Source organism: Ectobacillus panaciterrae DSM 19096 (genome assembly GCF_000430785.1).
In the GTDB taxonomy this organism is placed as follows: Bacteria; Bacillota; Bacilli; order Bacillales; family Bacillaceae_G; genus Ectobacillus; species Ectobacillus panaciterrae.
Genome location: NZ_KE387255.1, coordinates 19314 through 35558, shown reverse-complemented (window position 1 = coordinate 35558; position 16245 = coordinate 19314). Strand labels below are relative to the sequence as shown.

General features: G+C 36.8%; 11 protein-coding genes and 1 pseudogene. 7 read left to right on the top strand and 5 right to left on the bottom strand.

Annotated elements, in window-relative coordinates; all coding sequences use genetic code 11:
* Window positions 1–8 precede the first annotated feature (8 nt).
* On the top strand, window positions 9–1058 hold the full coding sequence (locus H540_RS0128165; protein WP_028403412.1) for a glycosyltransferase WbsX family protein: 1050 nt from the start codon (window positions 9–11) through the stop codon (window positions 1056–1058).
* 317 nt (window positions 1059–1375) lie between these two features.
* On the opposite strand, the gene H540_RS31640 is transcribed toward H540_RS0128165, so the two are convergent.
* A complete protein-coding gene (locus H540_RS31640; RefSeq protein ID WP_051317329.1) occupies window positions 1376–2158 on the bottom strand; it encodes a CmcI family methyltransferase in 783 nt (260 codons plus the stop codon).
* A gap of 628 nt (window positions 2159–2786) precedes the next feature.
* Between H540_RS31640 and H540_RS0128155 the strand changes: the two genes are divergently transcribed.
* The 5 genes and pseudogenes from H540_RS0128155 to H540_RS0128135 all read left to right on the top strand — a co-directional run bounded on the left by H540_RS0128155 (window position 2787) and on the right by H540_RS0128135 (window position 11367).
* Window positions 2787–4070 (top strand): glycosyltransferase family 2 protein, encoded by a 1284-nt coding sequence (locus tag H540_RS0128155; protein ID WP_028403411.1) that lies wholly within the window; start codon window positions 2787–2789, stop codon window positions 4068–4070.
* Between the two features lie 296 nt (window positions 4071–4366).
* The gene (locus H540_RS31140; protein ID WP_081415320.1) at window positions 4367–6349 is read left to right on the top strand and encodes an SNF2 helicase associated domain-containing protein; all 1983 of its coding nucleotides are present in this window, start codon (window positions 4367–4369) and stop codon (window positions 6347–6349) included.
* A 749-nt stretch (window positions 6350–7098) separates the two neighbouring features.
* Entirely contained in the window at window positions 7099–9003 is a 1905-nt protein-coding gene (ltrA, locus tag H540_RS0128145; RefSeq protein ID WP_028403410.1) for a group II intron reverse transcriptase/maturase, read from the top strand.
* A gap of 170 nt (window positions 9004–9173) precedes the next feature.
* Window positions 9174–10439 (top strand): annotated as a pseudogene (locus H540_RS31135) (DEAD/DEAH box helicase); the annotation flags it as partial.
* A 484-nt stretch (window positions 10440–10923) separates the two neighbouring features.
* A complete protein-coding gene (locus tag H540_RS0128135) occupies window positions 10924–11367 on the top strand; it encodes a hypothetical protein (RefSeq protein ID WP_028403409.1) in 444 nt (147 codons plus the stop codon).
* 6 nt (window positions 11368–11373) lie between these two features.
* Here H540_RS0128135 and H540_RS0128130 read toward each other — a convergent pair whose 3' ends face one another.
* From H540_RS0128130 to H540_RS0128115, 4 genes are all read right to left on the bottom strand, one after another.
* The gene (locus H540_RS0128130) at window positions 11374–11742 is read right to left on the bottom strand and encodes a helix-turn-helix domain-containing protein (RefSeq protein WP_245592384.1); all 369 of its coding nucleotides are present in this window, start codon (window positions 11740–11742) and stop codon (window positions 11374–11376) included.
* Window positions 11743–11890: 148 nt separating this feature from the next.
* A complete protein-coding gene (locus tag H540_RS0128125) occupies window positions 11891–12502 on the bottom strand; it encodes a replication-relaxation family protein (RefSeq protein WP_028403407.1) in 612 nt (203 codons plus the stop codon).
* A gap of 592 nt (window positions 12503–13094) precedes the next feature.
* Complete coding sequence (locus H540_RS0128120) at window positions 13095–13925, bottom strand: glycosyltransferase family 2 protein (protein ID WP_028403406.1); 831 nt, start codon at window positions 13923–13925, stop codon at window positions 13095–13097.
* 262 nt (window positions 13926–14187) lie between these two features.
* Window positions 14188–15057 carry a hypothetical protein gene (locus tag H540_RS0128115; RefSeq protein ID WP_028403405.1) on the bottom strand — a complete coding sequence of 290 codons (870 nt, stop codon included), beginning with the start codon at window positions 15055–15057 and terminating at the stop codon, window positions 14188–14190.
* Between the two features lie 562 nt (window positions 15058–15619).
* Here H540_RS0128115 and H540_RS33905 point away from each other — a divergent pair.
* Window positions 15620–16245, top strand: a 626-nt coding sequence (locus tag H540_RS33905; RefSeq protein WP_034672142.1) for a GumC domain-containing protein, incomplete at its 3' end; no start/stop codon positions are given.

The window sequence follows — 16245 nt, the reverse complement described above, 5'->3', positions numbered from 1 at the left end:
GAATTTATTTGAAAACAATAGCTTTCTACCTGCCACAATTCCATCAGATACCCGAAAATGATAAATGGTGGGGAGAGGGATTTACAGAGTGGACTAATACACGTAAAGCAATGCCTTTGTTTCCGGAACATTATCAGCCAAGGGAACCTTACAATGACTTTTATTATGATTTAACTAGACCTGAAGTAAGGAAGTGGCAGGCTGATATAGCTAAGCAACATGGTATACACGGATTTTGTTATTATCATTACTGGTTTAAAGGAAAAAGACTGTTAGAGAGGCCATTTAATGAGGTTTTAAAATCTGGGCAACCTGATTTTCCTTTTTGTCTGTCATGGGCTAATGAACCTTGGACTAGGAGCTGGGATGGGCTAGAACATAACGTTTTAATGCCACAGGATTATGGAGGTAAGGAGGACTGGAAAGAACATTTTGATTATTTAATACAGGCTTTTCAAGATAAGAGGTATATTCGTGTTGATGATAAACCTTTATTTATTATATATAGACCAGACCATATTCCGCGATGTGAAGAGATGTTAGCTTACTGGAATGTTTTAGCTAAACAAAATGGTTTAAAGGGTATCTTCTTTGTTGAGACACTGAATAGCTTTTCAATTCCTAATACTAAGGGGTTTGATGCCAGTGTTGAGTTTGAGCCAATGTACACACTTATTCATGGGAACTGTTCACGTCTTTGGAAGGCGATACATGGATATGGTGTAATAGATTATGATAAGGTGTGGGAATGTATCCTAAATAGACATCCATCTCAACGGCATAAAAAAGTTTTTCCAGGTGCTTTCGTTGATTGGGATAATACGCCTCGAAAAGGAGCGAATGGTGGAGTTTTTGTTGGTTCGACCCCTGAAAAGTTTTATCGATATTTAACAATGCAAATACAAAGAGCAAAATTTGTGTACAAAAGCGAGTTTTTATTTATTAATGCGTGGAATGAATGGGCTGAAGGAGCATACTTGGAGCCGGACAAAAGGTATAATTTGCAGTATTTGGAATCCGTGAAAAAAGCATTACAAGCTAATGGGGTGGAAATATAAGGGTAGCAAGAATTTCAAGAGAGTCATAGCTGAGCTTCTATAAGAAAGGGGAAGCATTATTAATGAGAGGATTTTAAATACTAAACCGGAAAATATACCTGAGTTATTTAAAGATATTTCGCTTTGTGGGAACTTATTGACTACAAGGTAAATAAAGAAGATCCTTATCAGACAATAATTACAAGAAAATGATTGAGATTGAGAATTTGTTTTCATATACGATGACTACAGAATGGATAGTAAAAAGTGTATGAAAATTTTCTATCTCCAAAGGCTAAGTAAAGATTTGATTTTACATACAGATTTAGTGTTGTTACTTATTTTGAGCGTCTAGATATTTCGTTCTCTAATTCAAATTCTTTACTTAGTTCAATACTTTCGTTGTTATTTAACCAAGGGGTAGCTGACCTTTCGATAGCTACGAATCCCCCATATATAGTTATACTCGATATGTAGGAGGAATGACTTCCTACAGCTTCTACTAGTTCAAATACAAGTTTAGTAGGTTCGTTTTCTTCGGTAAAGTAAGGGTCATTGATTTTTTGATATTCAGGCCAGTGTCCCCAAGCCCAATCTTCAATTACATACATTCCTCCCGGATTCATTAAAGGAAACAGAATTTCAAAACTTTTTTTAGAATATGGGTATAAATGAGAAGCATCGTCGAAAACCAAATCAAAACCATTTGGAAACTCAAATAGGCAGATTTCATTTAATTTCTGAGAATCAGTCTGACTAGTGCCCCAATACATTTTGATGTTCTCTTGTAATCCATTTTCGCTGATGTATCTTTTTAAGTAGGATGGGTCTTGAATACTAATGTCAATCCCCACAATTTTTTCGGGATTAAGAATTTCATACCAGAATGCAATACTACCACCTTCAAACATTCCTAACTCTAAGATGTTTTTAGGTTTGAAATTAGGTCTTAGTTGAAAAAAATTCACATATTGATTTATTAATTCCACTGATTTATAAAAAATAAAACATTGATCTCCTAAGTCCCATGTTTGATCATTTTTAAAATGTTGTAAACGAAAAACTAGGCTATCTAAAACAACTCGATCTGCTTTCCAGTTTAATTTATAAAAATTATGCATACATGAGTTCCTCCCTAATTATTAAGTTACATCTGATGTTTTTTGTAAATATTCACGGGTTCAACGAATGAGATTTCTTGTTTGGAACCCTATGGTAGTCTTTAAGCCTAAGTTCATAAAGATTTTCCGGTCTCCTTTGAAGCTGAATAAAATATTTCAAATGATTTATGTAAGGGGCAGTGAAGTAGATGAGTAGGAGCAGAGCAGGTCGCCTTGTTCATGTGAATTTTTTACTTTTATCCCGGAATGAACTATTTTTACTGTTCTAGATACATATTATGTTTCTTCACTCTTGTCATATTCACATATTTCTTTGATTTGTATAGGTATATAGATTATTTTATCTTCTTCATAAGTGCTTCTTGATTTCCACAATCTATATAAATCCAATTTATAAGTTCGACATGGACAAAATCCAACTTCATGTCGAAAATTCATTTAGGATATATATAAATGAACTGATTCTTGTCTAGATTATGAAGAAGATCATTGGTGTTGTCTAAGGTAATTCATTTGTCAAGTACATAGTCACATGTTTCAAAATACAGCTTACATAAATATTAAGCCTCAAGCTTAATTACAGGGGTGCATATAATTATTATAAACCGGATAATAAGGAGGACGTGATATGGCTCCAATCGTATCGGCCATTTTGACAAGTTATAACAAATCCCATACAATTGGGCAAGCGATTGAAAGTGTACTTGCTCAAACAATGGGGAATTGGGAATTGTTCATCATGGATGATAACTCCAATGAGGAAACGGTTGGAATCATCAAACGCTATTTAAATGACCCGAGAATATATTATTTTAACAGTAACATTCAAGATAGCGAAAGGTATAAAAAAACCAGATATGCCACTCTGATAAATGGAGCGTTGCTTAAGGCAAAAGGGAAATATATCACTTATCTAACCGATGACAATATATTTTTATCTGAACGTTTTAGAGTGATGGTTGATGTACTAAAGCAAAATCGGCAAGTAGAAATTGTTTATTCCCAGCAGATAGTAAGGTTTTTAGATGAAAATGGAAAAATGCAATATGAAATTACCCGAAATACCAAGGGGATATTAAATAAACCAGCCGGATTGGTTGATCATTGTTCTATCATGCATACTCGAGAAATAGCTGATAAAATATTTAGGAAACACGGGGGCTACTGGGATGATGATCCAGCTTATTGGTTTAATGGTGATGCAGCTTTTTGGAATCGTTTAACCAAGTTTAATTCATTTTATCCTATTCCCAAAACTTTAGATATCGCTTTTAAAGGCCCAGAATCCTTCCAGAAACTTTACGCTCACTTGCCGAATAGTATTCCAAATGGAACTCTAGTGAAAGGGCCTTCATCTGAGATATATATAATCGACAATCAAGAACGGCGGAAAATTTCTCCGGAAATCTTTGAAAAGCTGAAATATGACCATAACCAGGTTGTAAAAATCCCGGATCCGTTTCTTTTTAAATATAAAGAGGGGATTTTTATTGACGACCAGATTTTTTTAAACTTGACACTGTTACCAAATCAAAGGCTCATTAAGTCTCCTGAACATCCAGCAGTATACTATATACAGAACAATAAAAAGCATCTTATTAAAAATGAAAAAGCATTTAGAGATTTTAAATTCCAATGGAATCAAATTGTAATAGTCAGCGACCAATTATTAGCCGAATTACCAGATGGCTTGCCGATTGAAGCATTATCAAATGAGATAACTATTTTACCAGATGGTGTATTATTTCATGATGAATTCTATTATATTAGTTTGAATAATCACCTTCATCCTATAGAAGAACGAGTGGCAGTTAAATTGAACCTGCCTGTAACAAACCCAGTGAGAATTGGATCTAGTTTTTTGACTAAATTTAAACAAGGAGAGCCTTTTAACTGGAAGATCGTTTTTTAAAATAAGGCTCTGTTAAAGAATGTTGTTGATTTCCTTATTAAACTACCATGTAAGAACGGCATTTTCTTCCATTTTTTGTGGTGAAGCCTTGCTTCATGGATGGCTAACGGGGGAGGATAGTTCAATAAAAAATATTCCGCCCTTATGATACAATTGTGATAAGTAGATTTTATCAAGGGGTAATTAATGCACGAATGCAAAATTTCATACATGCACCACATTTATTCAAAACACCAATTTCACATAAGCAAGCCTTGATAACAGAAGCGAAATATCCTCAGGAAGGAGCAAGGCATTTGAATATAAAATTAAATCAAAAAATCATTAAAGAAATGTGCGGTACAGTCTCCTTCAAAAGAGGAGACTCTTTATATCGCGCTAATAACGTGACATTTGAAAATTACAGTCCCGGTGGTTGTGAAGCAACGGTTACAGGAATGGAAGATTTCCATGTCACCATTGAAAAGGATGCCAACGGAGGCTTTCGCACGAAATGCAGCTGCCCTACGCTAGCTTCCTTTCAAAGGGATTGTCAGCATATTGCGGCCGTTTTACTGTCGATTTACGAACACCAGCGTCAAGGAACAATCCCTATTAGCTTCAGCAAACGACACTCTGACTCTTCAACAAATCAAGCACTGACAGAAGGTTTGCTGACCCTTTTCAATGATCAGCCTATACGACCAAGCAGCCATCAGCTTCACTTTGAAAACAGGCAAGTGCTTGATACAGAGTTTACGTGTAAACCCGTCACCATAGGCAAGGGACGACACATGTTCGGAATAGAAGTTAAGATCGGGACGACACATGTGCAAAATATCCGAGATTTTCTGGAGCAAGTGAAAGAAGGTATTCCCAGCGTGCTTTCCATTTTATTCACGTACGACCCAAGCCTTCATTGCTTTCAAAATGAAACAGATGCTGTGATTCAGCAACTCATACAAGTAATCCATGATGAAAAGGTGTACATCGAAAAATTGTCAGATGAATCAGATTATGTAAGCGATAATCATATATTACTGATTCCTCCATCTTCTTGGGACAGGCTTTTTCCTATACTTGAGAAAGCACCAATGGTGAAGCTGGAGTATGACTGGAATATGTATGACGGTCTTCGCTTATCGAACGAACCACTTTCTTTACAGTTTGACTTTGCTGAAGCCGAGGGCAAAGGCTATCAACTGAAAATCAATGGGCTGAATCGGATGGTTGTGTTGAATTCATATAGGTCTGTCCTATCTGAAGGAAAACTAATACAGATGAAAAGTGAGGACTGTAACCGTCTTTCAGACCTAAAACAGATGCTAGATGCTTCAGGAACGAATCAAATTCCGATTCCTCAGGAGCAAATAGATTTTTTTCTGGAAAAAGTGGTTCCAGGTTTGAAAAGACTAGGCGATGTCCAAATATCTGGAGCTATTTCCAAGCAGTTTGTGAAGACACCGTTGATTACCAAGCTATACTTGGATCGTGTGAAAAATCGCCTGCTTGCTGGGCTGGAGTTTCACTATGAAAATATTGTAATTAATCCATTGGAAAGTCGGGAACTCCGGGCAGGCTCTATGCTTATAAGGGATGTGGAAAAGGAGGATGCGATCCTGCAGCTGATGGAGGATAGCTTGTTTGCCAAGACGGACGGCGGATATTTTTTGCATAATGAAGAGTTGGAGTATGAGTTTTTGTACCATGTCGTTCCCGAGCTTCAAAAACTTGTACAAATATATGCAACTACCGCAGTGAGAAATCGGATTTTCAGAGGGAATGCTCGTCCGCAGGTTAGGGTAAAGGTCAAAAAAGAACGGACCAATTGGCTGGAATTCAAATTTGAAATGGATGGCATTCTTGAAAAACATATACGTGAGGTTCTATTGGCTCTAGAGGAAAAACGGAAGTATTATCGTTTGCGGAACGGATCGTTACTCTCGTTGGAGACAAGGGAATTTGAAGAAATTAATCGTTTTCTGAATGCACTACCAGTCCAAAATGAAGATCTGGAAAGTGGCTTGAATTTACCAATCGTCAGGGGTCTTCAGCTGCTTGATTCTGTTGATGATAATGCATTCACGTTAGAGGAATCGTTCCTTCAGTTCTTGGAAAACATCCGCAATCCGGGCAGTTTGGAGTTCGAGGTGCCGAAGAGTTTAGAGTCGATATTGCGAGACTATCAAAAACGCGGCTATAAATGGATGAAAACACTTGCCAGCTATGGCTTAGGAGGGATTCTTGCGGATGATATGGGACTGGGTAGTGCGAAACGTTCGCATATAAATGCTGCATAAGCATGAAGTTGCGAGAGCAATATGAAATGCTCTAACTGAATCATCGAATTGTTGGGTGAAATCCCCAAATGGGATTAATGACCTGTGAAAGAATAATCCTATCTATGAGCCTCCTGCATGCGGCGGTTATCCTTTTGTAACCGCGGTATGAGAGCCAGGTGAAGTCGTCTACTGACGGGAACCTACAGTCCCCGATATGAGGCGGTAGTCCTTAAAATCATCCTATGGTGAGCGAAGACGAACCCTCGTCATGTACGCACCGTTACCCATAGCTATCTTAATGTAGGTCAAAGGATGGTACAGGCGAAATTTCCTTACCTTTTCCTAATGTAAGGAAACTTCTCGACGGATTTGCCTAAACTGTCGAGATGACTCAAGAAGTTAAGGTCAATCTAACTTGAGAGAGTAACCTCGGTGTATAGAGGGCACCTAAGGGATGAAAACAAAGGGATAGATGATTTGGAACGTTTGAGACTCGGCTAATGGAGCTAAAAGGAGCAAAGAAGTTAGCCGAGAGTCAGCAGTGTCGTAGTAGCGATGATGGATAGGCAATGATTTGGCTATAAAACAGATGAAACGCTGTGGAAATGTCAAGGAGCACAAAACTATCCTAGCGAAGGACACTAGTCGATAGAAAATAATAACTAACAGATTCTACGGATACGAACCGTTCCTCGGGGAACGTGGGAGTTAAACAGTCAATTCACGCATAACCTGTAATCCTAAAATCAAGGAGGTTATGAGACGACGTGAAGGTTAACACACGTAGAATCAAATCGGAATCTGGTCTGAAACAAATGCTTGATGAAATGTATACAAAAGCAAAAGAAAACGCCGAACCATTTTACAACTTGATAGAACTTATGAAACATCGGGAAACAATCCTGACAGCCATCCATAACATTAAATCCAACAAAGGAAGTAAAACAGTTGGTGTGGATGACAAAGATATAAATGAATATCTGCAAATGAATGAAACGGCACTTCTCGGAACGATTCGAAACTACATCGATAACTATCATCCTAGTCCAGTACGGCGTGTGTACATTCCGAAACCTGGAACGGATAAGAAGAGACCGCTAGGCATTCCAGCTATGATAGACAGAATTATTCAAGAATTAGCCAGAATTGTTCTGGAACCCGTCGCAGAAGCGAAATTCTACGAATACAGCTTTGGTTTTCGCCCTTTCCGGAGTGTGGCGCATGCGCAAGCCGAAATCATGGGACGTGTGACTCGAAGCAAGATGTACGTCGCCATAGAAGGTGACATCAAAGGATTTTTCGACAATATCAATCACAGCAAACTAATCAAAATGATGTGGGCGATGGGAATAAGGGACAAACGCTATCTGGCTATAATCAAGAAAATGCTGAAAGCGGGCTATATGAAGGATGGAAAAAAGTATGTGGAAGACATAGGGACGCCGCAAGGCGGTATTATATCGCCACTACTTGCCAACATCTATCTCAACAATTTCGACTGGATGATAGCAAAGATGTTCCAAGCTCACCCAGCAAGGCAACTAGCTCCTAACCCCTTCAAGCAAGGCTTGAAGAAAGTAGCTAAGTATCATAAGAAATGCCAAATTATAAGGTACGCCGATGACTGGGTAATCTTATGCGAAGATAGAAAACAAGCCGAATCAATTTTAATCAAATGCAGGAAGTACCTTAAGCACGTTCTGAAGATAGAACTCTCTGAAGAGAAAACGCTCATAACGGACTTAAGAGAAAAGAGGATGAAGTTCCTCGGATTCGAATTCTTTGTCAACAAAAATCCAAATAGTAAAGCCAAGAGGATTAGCTGTCGGAGCCTTCCGAATATCGAAAAGTTGAAAGGAAAAGTTCGAGAAATTGCCAAGGATATCCGCTCCATTCACAATAAGCGAGACCAATACGGTAATGGATATATCATTGAATTGATAAACTCCAAAATCGTAGGCATAGCAGAGTTTTATAAGGTATGTCACTCAGCTCATATTATGAAAAGAGCGGACCAGAAAATATATATGGCGGCATATAAAAAATGGTGCAAGATGAAAAGTAACGGACAAAAGCGAAGATGGGAAAACTACGTGATCCCAGCGAACCAAGTCCGAAACAGGCCCAACCGACACGGTAAACGGAATGATAGGATTTTCTATCTGGAAGTAGATGGTGTAAAAATAGGTTTGACCAAATTCAGCTTCACCAAAAGCAAAATGCAAACTCGAATTAAAACAGGCTTGACTCCGTATACGCCGGAAGGAAGGAAACTGTACGAAAGAATGACAGGGAAAAACTTCCTGAAGGACAGGCAGACGCTATACACGATACAAATGCTGAAATTACGGACAAAGGCACTGCAAAACAAGCTCATCAGCCCAAGATACAACTATGAATACATCATGAACAGGGAATATGCTTGTAATCGAGACAAATGCAAATGCAAGTGTTGCGACGTCGCTCTTCATTCTGACACCATACACTGTCATCATATAAAACCTTGGCTACCTCTTGACGAGGTAAATAAAGTCCCAAACCTGGCTACGATATGTAAGTTCTGTCATCAAAAAATACACGGCGGAAGACCTAACATAGGAACAGCTAAGAGTATGCAGAAAATCGAAAATTACCAAAAAGCGTTGAAAAGACCAGCGGAAACTGTTAGTTAATTACACACTTACAACTGTGAGGTTGTAGGCAGTGATGAAACCTTTACGGAGAAAACCACGAAGGAAGTAAATTTCTATCGATGGAACGCCGTGTGCATTGAAAGGTGCACGCACGGTGTGGGACGGGGGAAAAGCTGGAGATGAATTCAAAAGCTTACCTATCGTCATAAACGCTGCAAAGCATCACGTTCATTCTATCAGAGCTTCATGACATACGTAAAAAGAAGTTCCCGGTCCTTATTGTTTGCCCATCATCTTTGACGTATAACTGGCTTAGTGAAATCATGAAATTTGCCCCAGATGTACAAGCCGTTGTCATTGATGGCAATAAAACAGAGAGGTTCAAGATTCAGAAGGATGTAACGGATATGGATGTTGTCATTACCTCCTATCCATTATTACGCAGGGACATAAAGTGGTTTGAGAAACAAGTCTTTCACACTGTGTTTTTTGATGAGGCACAGGCATTTAAAAATCCTGTGACACAAACAGCACGAGCGGTGAAGAGGATACAGGCAGATTATCGCTTCGCCCTCACTGGTACACCGGTGGAGAATTCACTAGAGGAGCTGTGGTCAATTTTTCACGTTGTCTTTCCTGAACTATTCCTGGGGTTAAAGGAATACAGTAACCTCTCAAGGAAAACGATTGCCCGGCGGATCCGTCCATTTTTGCTTCGTAGATTAAAAGAGGATGTACTTTCAGAACTTCCAGAAAAAATCGAGTCGATGGAATCAGTGGAGTTGCTCCCTGATCAGAAGAAGCTTTACGCTGCCTATTTGGCGAAGCTGCGACACGACACGTTGAAGCATCTGGACAAAGATACACTCAGGAAAAATCGTATCAAAATCCTGGCTGGTTTGACTCGGTTACGACAGATTTGTTGTCACCCAGCCTTATTTGTGGACGGCTATAAAGGAAGCTCAGCGAAATTTGAACAGCTGATGCAGATTGTAGAAGAATCAAAGCTTTCTCGAAGAAGGGTGTTGATTTTCTCTCAGTTTACGAAAATGCTTGAGCTCATAGGTAGAGATTTAGCGATTCAAGGAATCCCTTTTTTCTACCTTGATGGACAAACCCCATCTGAAGAACGAGTGGAAATCTGCAATCGTTTTAATGCAGGCGAACGTGATTTTTTCCTCATTTCCTTGAAAGCAGGCGGAACAGGCCTCAATCTGACAGGTGCTGATACCGTTATCCTCTATGACATTTGGTGGAATCCTGCAGTCGAGAAGCAAGCAGCTGGTCGTGCCCATCGTATTGGTCAGACAAATGTTGTACAGGTCATCAAGCTTGTTGCCCGAGGCACAATCGAAGAAAAAATGAATGAACTGCAAGAGAAAAAGAGACATTTGATTGAAGAAATCATCGATTCTGAGGAGAAAGCGTCTTTTGCTCTTACCGAAGAGGACATTCGGGCAATATTGATGATATAGAAGGGGTTAGGACCATTTTGAACTGATCTATAAAGTCGATGCTTTATCGGAAAGCCTTCGAACGAGTTTGTTGAAACAGTATCGCTCCTAATCTTCAAATAGAAGACATACAAAAGGACCAAAAAATAGGTCCTTTTCTTTTTGCGACATATCAACAATATTCTTTAACAGAGCCTAAAATAAAGTAACCTTTTAAAAGGGATGTAGTGACGTTCTTGATCAAAAGGCTTTCGTGTTCCACTATTTCCTTAATTTGTTTCAGATTATTCGTCATCTATGTATCAAAAAATTTTTGTCTGCTTTCTTTTAATATCTTCGTATGCATCTCTTTATCTACCTTAAAACTGCTGCTTCCATAGTGATAGATAAAAACGTCATTTTAACTTTTTATTTGGAAAACTTTACTAATTAGTGGTTATCATCAACGAGGCATTGTGATAAAATGGTAAAAGAATTGAATTTGTAAAAAAGGAAGAAACAGAATATGCGAAATGAAGTAAACTTGCCCACTCTTCTTGATAAGTTAATAACTGAATATGAAAAGATACACGGGGAAATGATATTTAAATTCGAAAAACAGGCCGGAAAGTTTATTTTGATAGATATCAATCAAGGATTGCTCGATGTAGTCAATTTAACACGGGACGAGGTAGTTGGAAAGGGGTTAAATGCTCTATTCATATGTGAAGAATCAATTAGTAAGCTCCAAAAAATTTGTGGAATAGCTTGGGAAGGAAAAAAGGTTGTTTATTACCTTATCCCTGATACGAATCAAGATATATTCTTGGTCGTAGCTTTAAAGCCAAATATGTATCAGGGGCAAGTAATAGAAGTAGTTGCACATTGTGTATCTTTGGATAGTAAAGAATTTGTGTACATAGCAAACACACTAGCCTCTCTTGAGCCACTTGGAATTTTAGATGATTAATATATTCTACTGTATATATTTTTGGATAGTTTGACGGAGTTTTCGGATGATATCGATTATAAATTCCATTTCTTCCTGAGTAATTTTTTGGTCATCTAGAACTAAATTATATTTTTTGAAAAGCTCTTCCGAATCAATATCTAAATCTTGCATAAATTGTTGTTCTGCTTGGGTATATTCTTTTTCACCTTTCGATTCGATGAAATATCGGATGTCTACCCCATAAATGTTTGCGATCCTTTGCAATAATGTTAGAGAAGGGGCGTAAATTCCTCTTTCGATCTTTGAAAGATTGCTGTAGTCATAATTGATTTTTTCAGCGAGACTTTTTAACGTATCGCCATTTTTCTTTCTAAGTTCTTTGATTTTGTTCATTATCTTCCCCTCCTTTATTAATTGTATACGATTTTAAACAGTTGGTCACTTGTAGGTAAAAATTGGTTTTATAAGTGGAACATATAGTTTTTTTTGGTATATAAAACCAATAGCCGATATATATTTAAATTGAATAACTTACTTACAATTATGTTTGGGAAATGTGCTCCAGCAAAAACGATTCTACATTTGAGGTCTGAATAATACGAATGCCATCATCTATATCTACACGGTAAGGCGACTTTGAAACAATCCACACGTAAGGGAATTTTTTATCCGTATGATTAGGGAGGCTAGGACACCAGCCCATAAACTTAAAATACCTTGCATAGCGTTCTAGCTTTGCCTTCATTATCTCGGTGGTGTATCTTGATTTTTGGATTTCTACGAAGAATGGAGTGTTACGCCATACCATGAAGATATCCGGCTGCATAAAACCAGGCCCGTATCTTTGTTCGACTTGGAATACGGTTGGTTGCTCAAATTTACATAATTTGATGTAAAAATCAACAATAGCTAGATAATGGCTGATCTTTCGTGAATTTGGCTTTATTGTGGAAGGACTAGGGAAGTAAATATAGGGTTGCCATTGTGTATTTGCTTCTATATGGTTGTCTCGTCTTAGCCTTTTCAAAACAGAATTTGCTGCTGTAATAGGATTCTTAAGATTCCGAAAAAATAGATGTGTAATTTGGTCCCTAGTCATGCAACGAAAAAGGGTTAACGCCTCAAGGATTTTTCCATCGCGAGATGTTAGCATGATGAATCCACCTTCCTCATTGTTGTATAAGCTAAAAACAATTTTAGAAACTCTTTACTGACAAGGGATGCAGCGCTAAAACATAAGTATGGGCTACTTTAGTAGGTATATATGTACAATAACACCTGTCTTATAACTAAAACTTACTAATAGGTCAAAGACAAGTTCTTTCCCTAGGCACTGGGATGATAATTGGTCTTTTTGGAATCGTTTAACCAATATTGTTCAATTTTACCTTATAATCAAAATTAAGGATATATTGTAAAGGCCCTGAAGCCTTCCAGAAACTTTACACTCACTTGCCGAAGAGTATTCCAAATGGGACATTAGTGAAAGGGCCTTCATCTGATATATAATCGACAATCAGGAACGACGAAAAATTTCTCCGAAGATAACTATTTTACCAGAGGTTGTATTATTTAATGATGAATTCCATTATATTCATTTAAATAATCATCTTCATCCTATAGAAAAACGAGTGGCAGTTAAACTGAACTTACCTGTAACAAATCCAGTGAGAATAGGACCTAGCTTTTTGACTAAATTTAAACAAGGAGAGCCTTTTAACTGAGTTGAAATAAAGTAACCTTTTTTAAAAAGGGATATAGTGACGTTCTTGATCAAAAGGCTTTTCACGTTCTACTATTTCTCTAATTTGTTTCAAATCATCCATCATCCATTTATCAAAAAACTTTTGTCTGCTTTCTTTTAGGATCTCCGCATGCATCTCTTTATTTAGCTTAAAACTGCTACTTCCATAGTGATGAATAAAAACGTCATTTGCTACCCACAGTTTTTTTTCACTTATTTGAGCTCTTATACAGAAGTCAGTATCTTCGTAATAACCGGGAAAAAAACGTTCATCAAGCCCTCCAATCACATCGATTAAGCTTCTTTTAAAAACCATACAAAGACCGCTTAGTTGGTCGACTTCATAGCCTTGTCTGTGGTGTGTTTTTGTCCATTTACTCGCGAAAGTTTGCATTTGCTGTATTGATTTATAAGAAACTGGCATTATTGCTTGATGCCACACAATAATATTTGATCTGGGGCCCACTATACCTATCGACCCGTCGTGATTAAGCCGCCACAGTAACCGGGTTAACCATCCTTCTGTAACAACGGTATCATTGTTAAGCAGTACGATATTTTCTCCTTTTGCAATCGATAACCCCTGGTTGCAGCCGCCTGAAAATCCTCTATTTTTTTGATTAGCGATAACCTTAGCGTTAGGGAGAGATCTAAGAAATTTAAGAGTGCCATCTGTAGATCCATTGTCAATCACAATTAATTCATAGTTTTCCTTAGTGTATTGAAAAATACTGAATATACATTCCCTTGTAAATGAAAGGCCGTTAAAGGTGAGAATAATGATCGATGTTAACGGAGTATTATCTGTTGGGGTATTATTGTTAATCCACATTACTAACACCCTTCCGTATAAGGAGCGTAATACAACTCTAAAGCTTATGATCGGGAATTCCCTCCCGTTCATAAGCTTTTGGACATTTAAGGGCTGCAAACAGACCGATTCCTCCCCTTGATAAGGTGAAATTTCGAAAAAACCTCGTGATTTCCTATTTTACCCTTAAATTTGTTTTTTACCTTAACAAAAGACGTCAACGATAAGTTCGAATGCGCTGTACAATACCTTAAACATCCAACTTAAATACGAAAACCGTCAGTCAATTTCTATAATTCTTAAAGGGATTAATGGGATTCGAAATATGCTGGGATTGGCTATTTAAGTATGGATTTTTTTCATAATAATAATTAAGAGCGTTTGTTTGGTCGGAGTTGGGACGTGTATGAGAAGTGTAATTTTCATAATTACTATTTAGAGAGTTTGTTTGGCTAGAGTTAGAATGTATATGAGAAGTGTAATTTTCATAATTACTATTTAGAGTATTTCCTTTGGTTGAGTTAGGAGCTATTTGATTTGAATAGATATCATTTCTATTCGCAACAGAATTTCTTTGTTCGAAAGGAGGCTTTGTCTGATTTACAGAATTAAAAGACTGTATTTGTTTTTCCCTACCACCATTTTTCATTTTTTTCATTAAATTTACTATTTCTTGTTTATATTCATTTTCTTTTGCATTGTAACTGATAATAGTTTCATTTAAATTTTCTATTTCTTGTTTATATTCAGTTTTTTTTGTTTTGTAACTGATAATAGTTTCATTTAAATTTTCTATTTCTTGTTTATGTTCAGTTTCTTTTGTTTTGTAACTGATGATTGTTTCATTTAAATTTTCTATTTCTTGTTTATGTTCAGTTTCTTTTGTTTTGTAACTGATGATTGTTTCATTTAAATTTTCTATTTCTTGTTTATGTTCAGTTTCTTTTGTTTTGTAACTAATAATTGTTTCATTCAATTTTTGTATTTCCACTTTATATGTTTCTATTTCTTGGTAGATAAGAATCGTTTTGTTAATTTGAGAAAGCAGGGACTTTATTTCAGAAATATCATTTATAAGATTTTCCGCATGTATCAACTGTTTTTTTACCTCATTGAATTCCAATTTTCTTTCTTCATTTTGTGTATTAGACATTAATTAAACCTACCTTTCTTTAATTTAGCTTTTTCTCCCGTTCATTTCGTGTATATAGAGAAACAAAGGTTTTAATTACTTTTAGTTTATAAAACTTGATGCGTTAAAACTTCAGGCGTTACTTTAAACATTTTTGCTTTTTTATGAATGGAGTTCAGCTTGAAACTCTTGTTGTTTCTGGAGATTTACCCGATTTAACGTATAAGTCGGGTTTGTGCAGCTTAGTCTCTATCGATGAAGCGGTTTTGCAATTCCAAATTGGATCATGGTCATATGAAAGTTCTCTTCCGACATGTGTTGAAGAATCTTTGTGTTCCAGCATGATTCCATGGCCCATCCTTGTTGGGACAGAAAACACCCACTTTTAAACATGGTGAGATATCAAGTTGATCTATATAGATATATGTACGCAATGCTTATAAGGTGATTCCGTAAAAGTTACGTATTTGATTTTGTATGATGAAGGCTTTTCAGTTAGGAAGTGTGGCGATAGGAGCGCTCCTTACATATAGATAGTATATCTGGTTATATAGGCATTTATATTGAGGAAAGAGGTGAGAAGATGGAGAGGAAACAAAAGAGAGGGAATACCAGTCATAAATTGACTCAGCTACAACTCGAGCAAATTATTATTCAACTTAAATGTGAGCTGGCTCAATATAAATCTAAGGTACGAGAATATCAAGAGGATTACCATTTCGATATGCTGAAAAACCTGAAAATTAAAAATCTGATGTTATTAAAAAATATTGAAGAATATAAAGCACAGCTCAAAAATACAGAAGATGAAAGGATGATTACAAACACTAAGATTATTGAATTGGAAGAGGAGAGTAAAGCGTATAGGATCCAGTTAAAGGAAACAGAAACTAAATATGAAAAAGATCTACAGGAAAATTCCGAAATTCAGCAACAATTAGAAGAGAAAATCAAAGTATTACAATCGGAAGTAGAAGATTTTTATGAAAAATTTGCCTTGCAAGAATCAATTCAACAGAGTAATGAAAACTTGGATAGGGAGTTGAAAAATTACAAGGCAGGAAAAGAGAAGGAAATCAAATTACTTCAAACAAAATTAACACACTATGAAGATGAACTAAAAATTCTTCAAGACAAAAATAAAAACTTGGATAGAGAGTTGGAGAGCACCAAGGCTGAGGCAGAGAAGCAAATAATATTACTTCAAAC

Coding starts and splice junctions, on each gene's coding strand:
- H540_RS31640 (WP_051317329.1), bottom strand. CDS start 2,158: ATGCATAATTTTTATAAATTAAACTGGAAAGCAGATCGAGTTGTTTTA.
- H540_RS0128155 (WP_028403411.1), top strand. CDS start 2,787: ATGGCTCCAATCGTATCGGCCATTTTGACAAGTTATAACAAATCCCAT.
- H540_RS0128115 (WP_028403405.1), bottom strand. CDS start 15,057: ATGTCTAATACACAAAATGAAGAAAGAAAATTGGAATTCAATGAGGTA.
- H540_RS0128125 (WP_028403407.1), bottom strand. CDS start 12,502: ATGCTAACATCTCGCGATGGAAAAATCCTTGAGGCGTTAACCCTTTTT.
- H540_RS0128120 (WP_028403406.1), bottom strand. CDS start 13,925: ATGTGGATTAACAATAATACCCCAACAGATAATACTCCGTTAACATCG.
- H540_RS0128130 (WP_245592384.1), bottom strand. CDS start 11,742: ATGAACAAAATCAAAGAACTTAGAAAGAAAAATGGCGATACGTTAAAA.
- H540_RS0128135 (WP_028403409.1), top strand. CDS start 10,924: ATGCGAAATGAAGTAAACTTGCCCACTCTTCTTGATAAGTTAATAACT.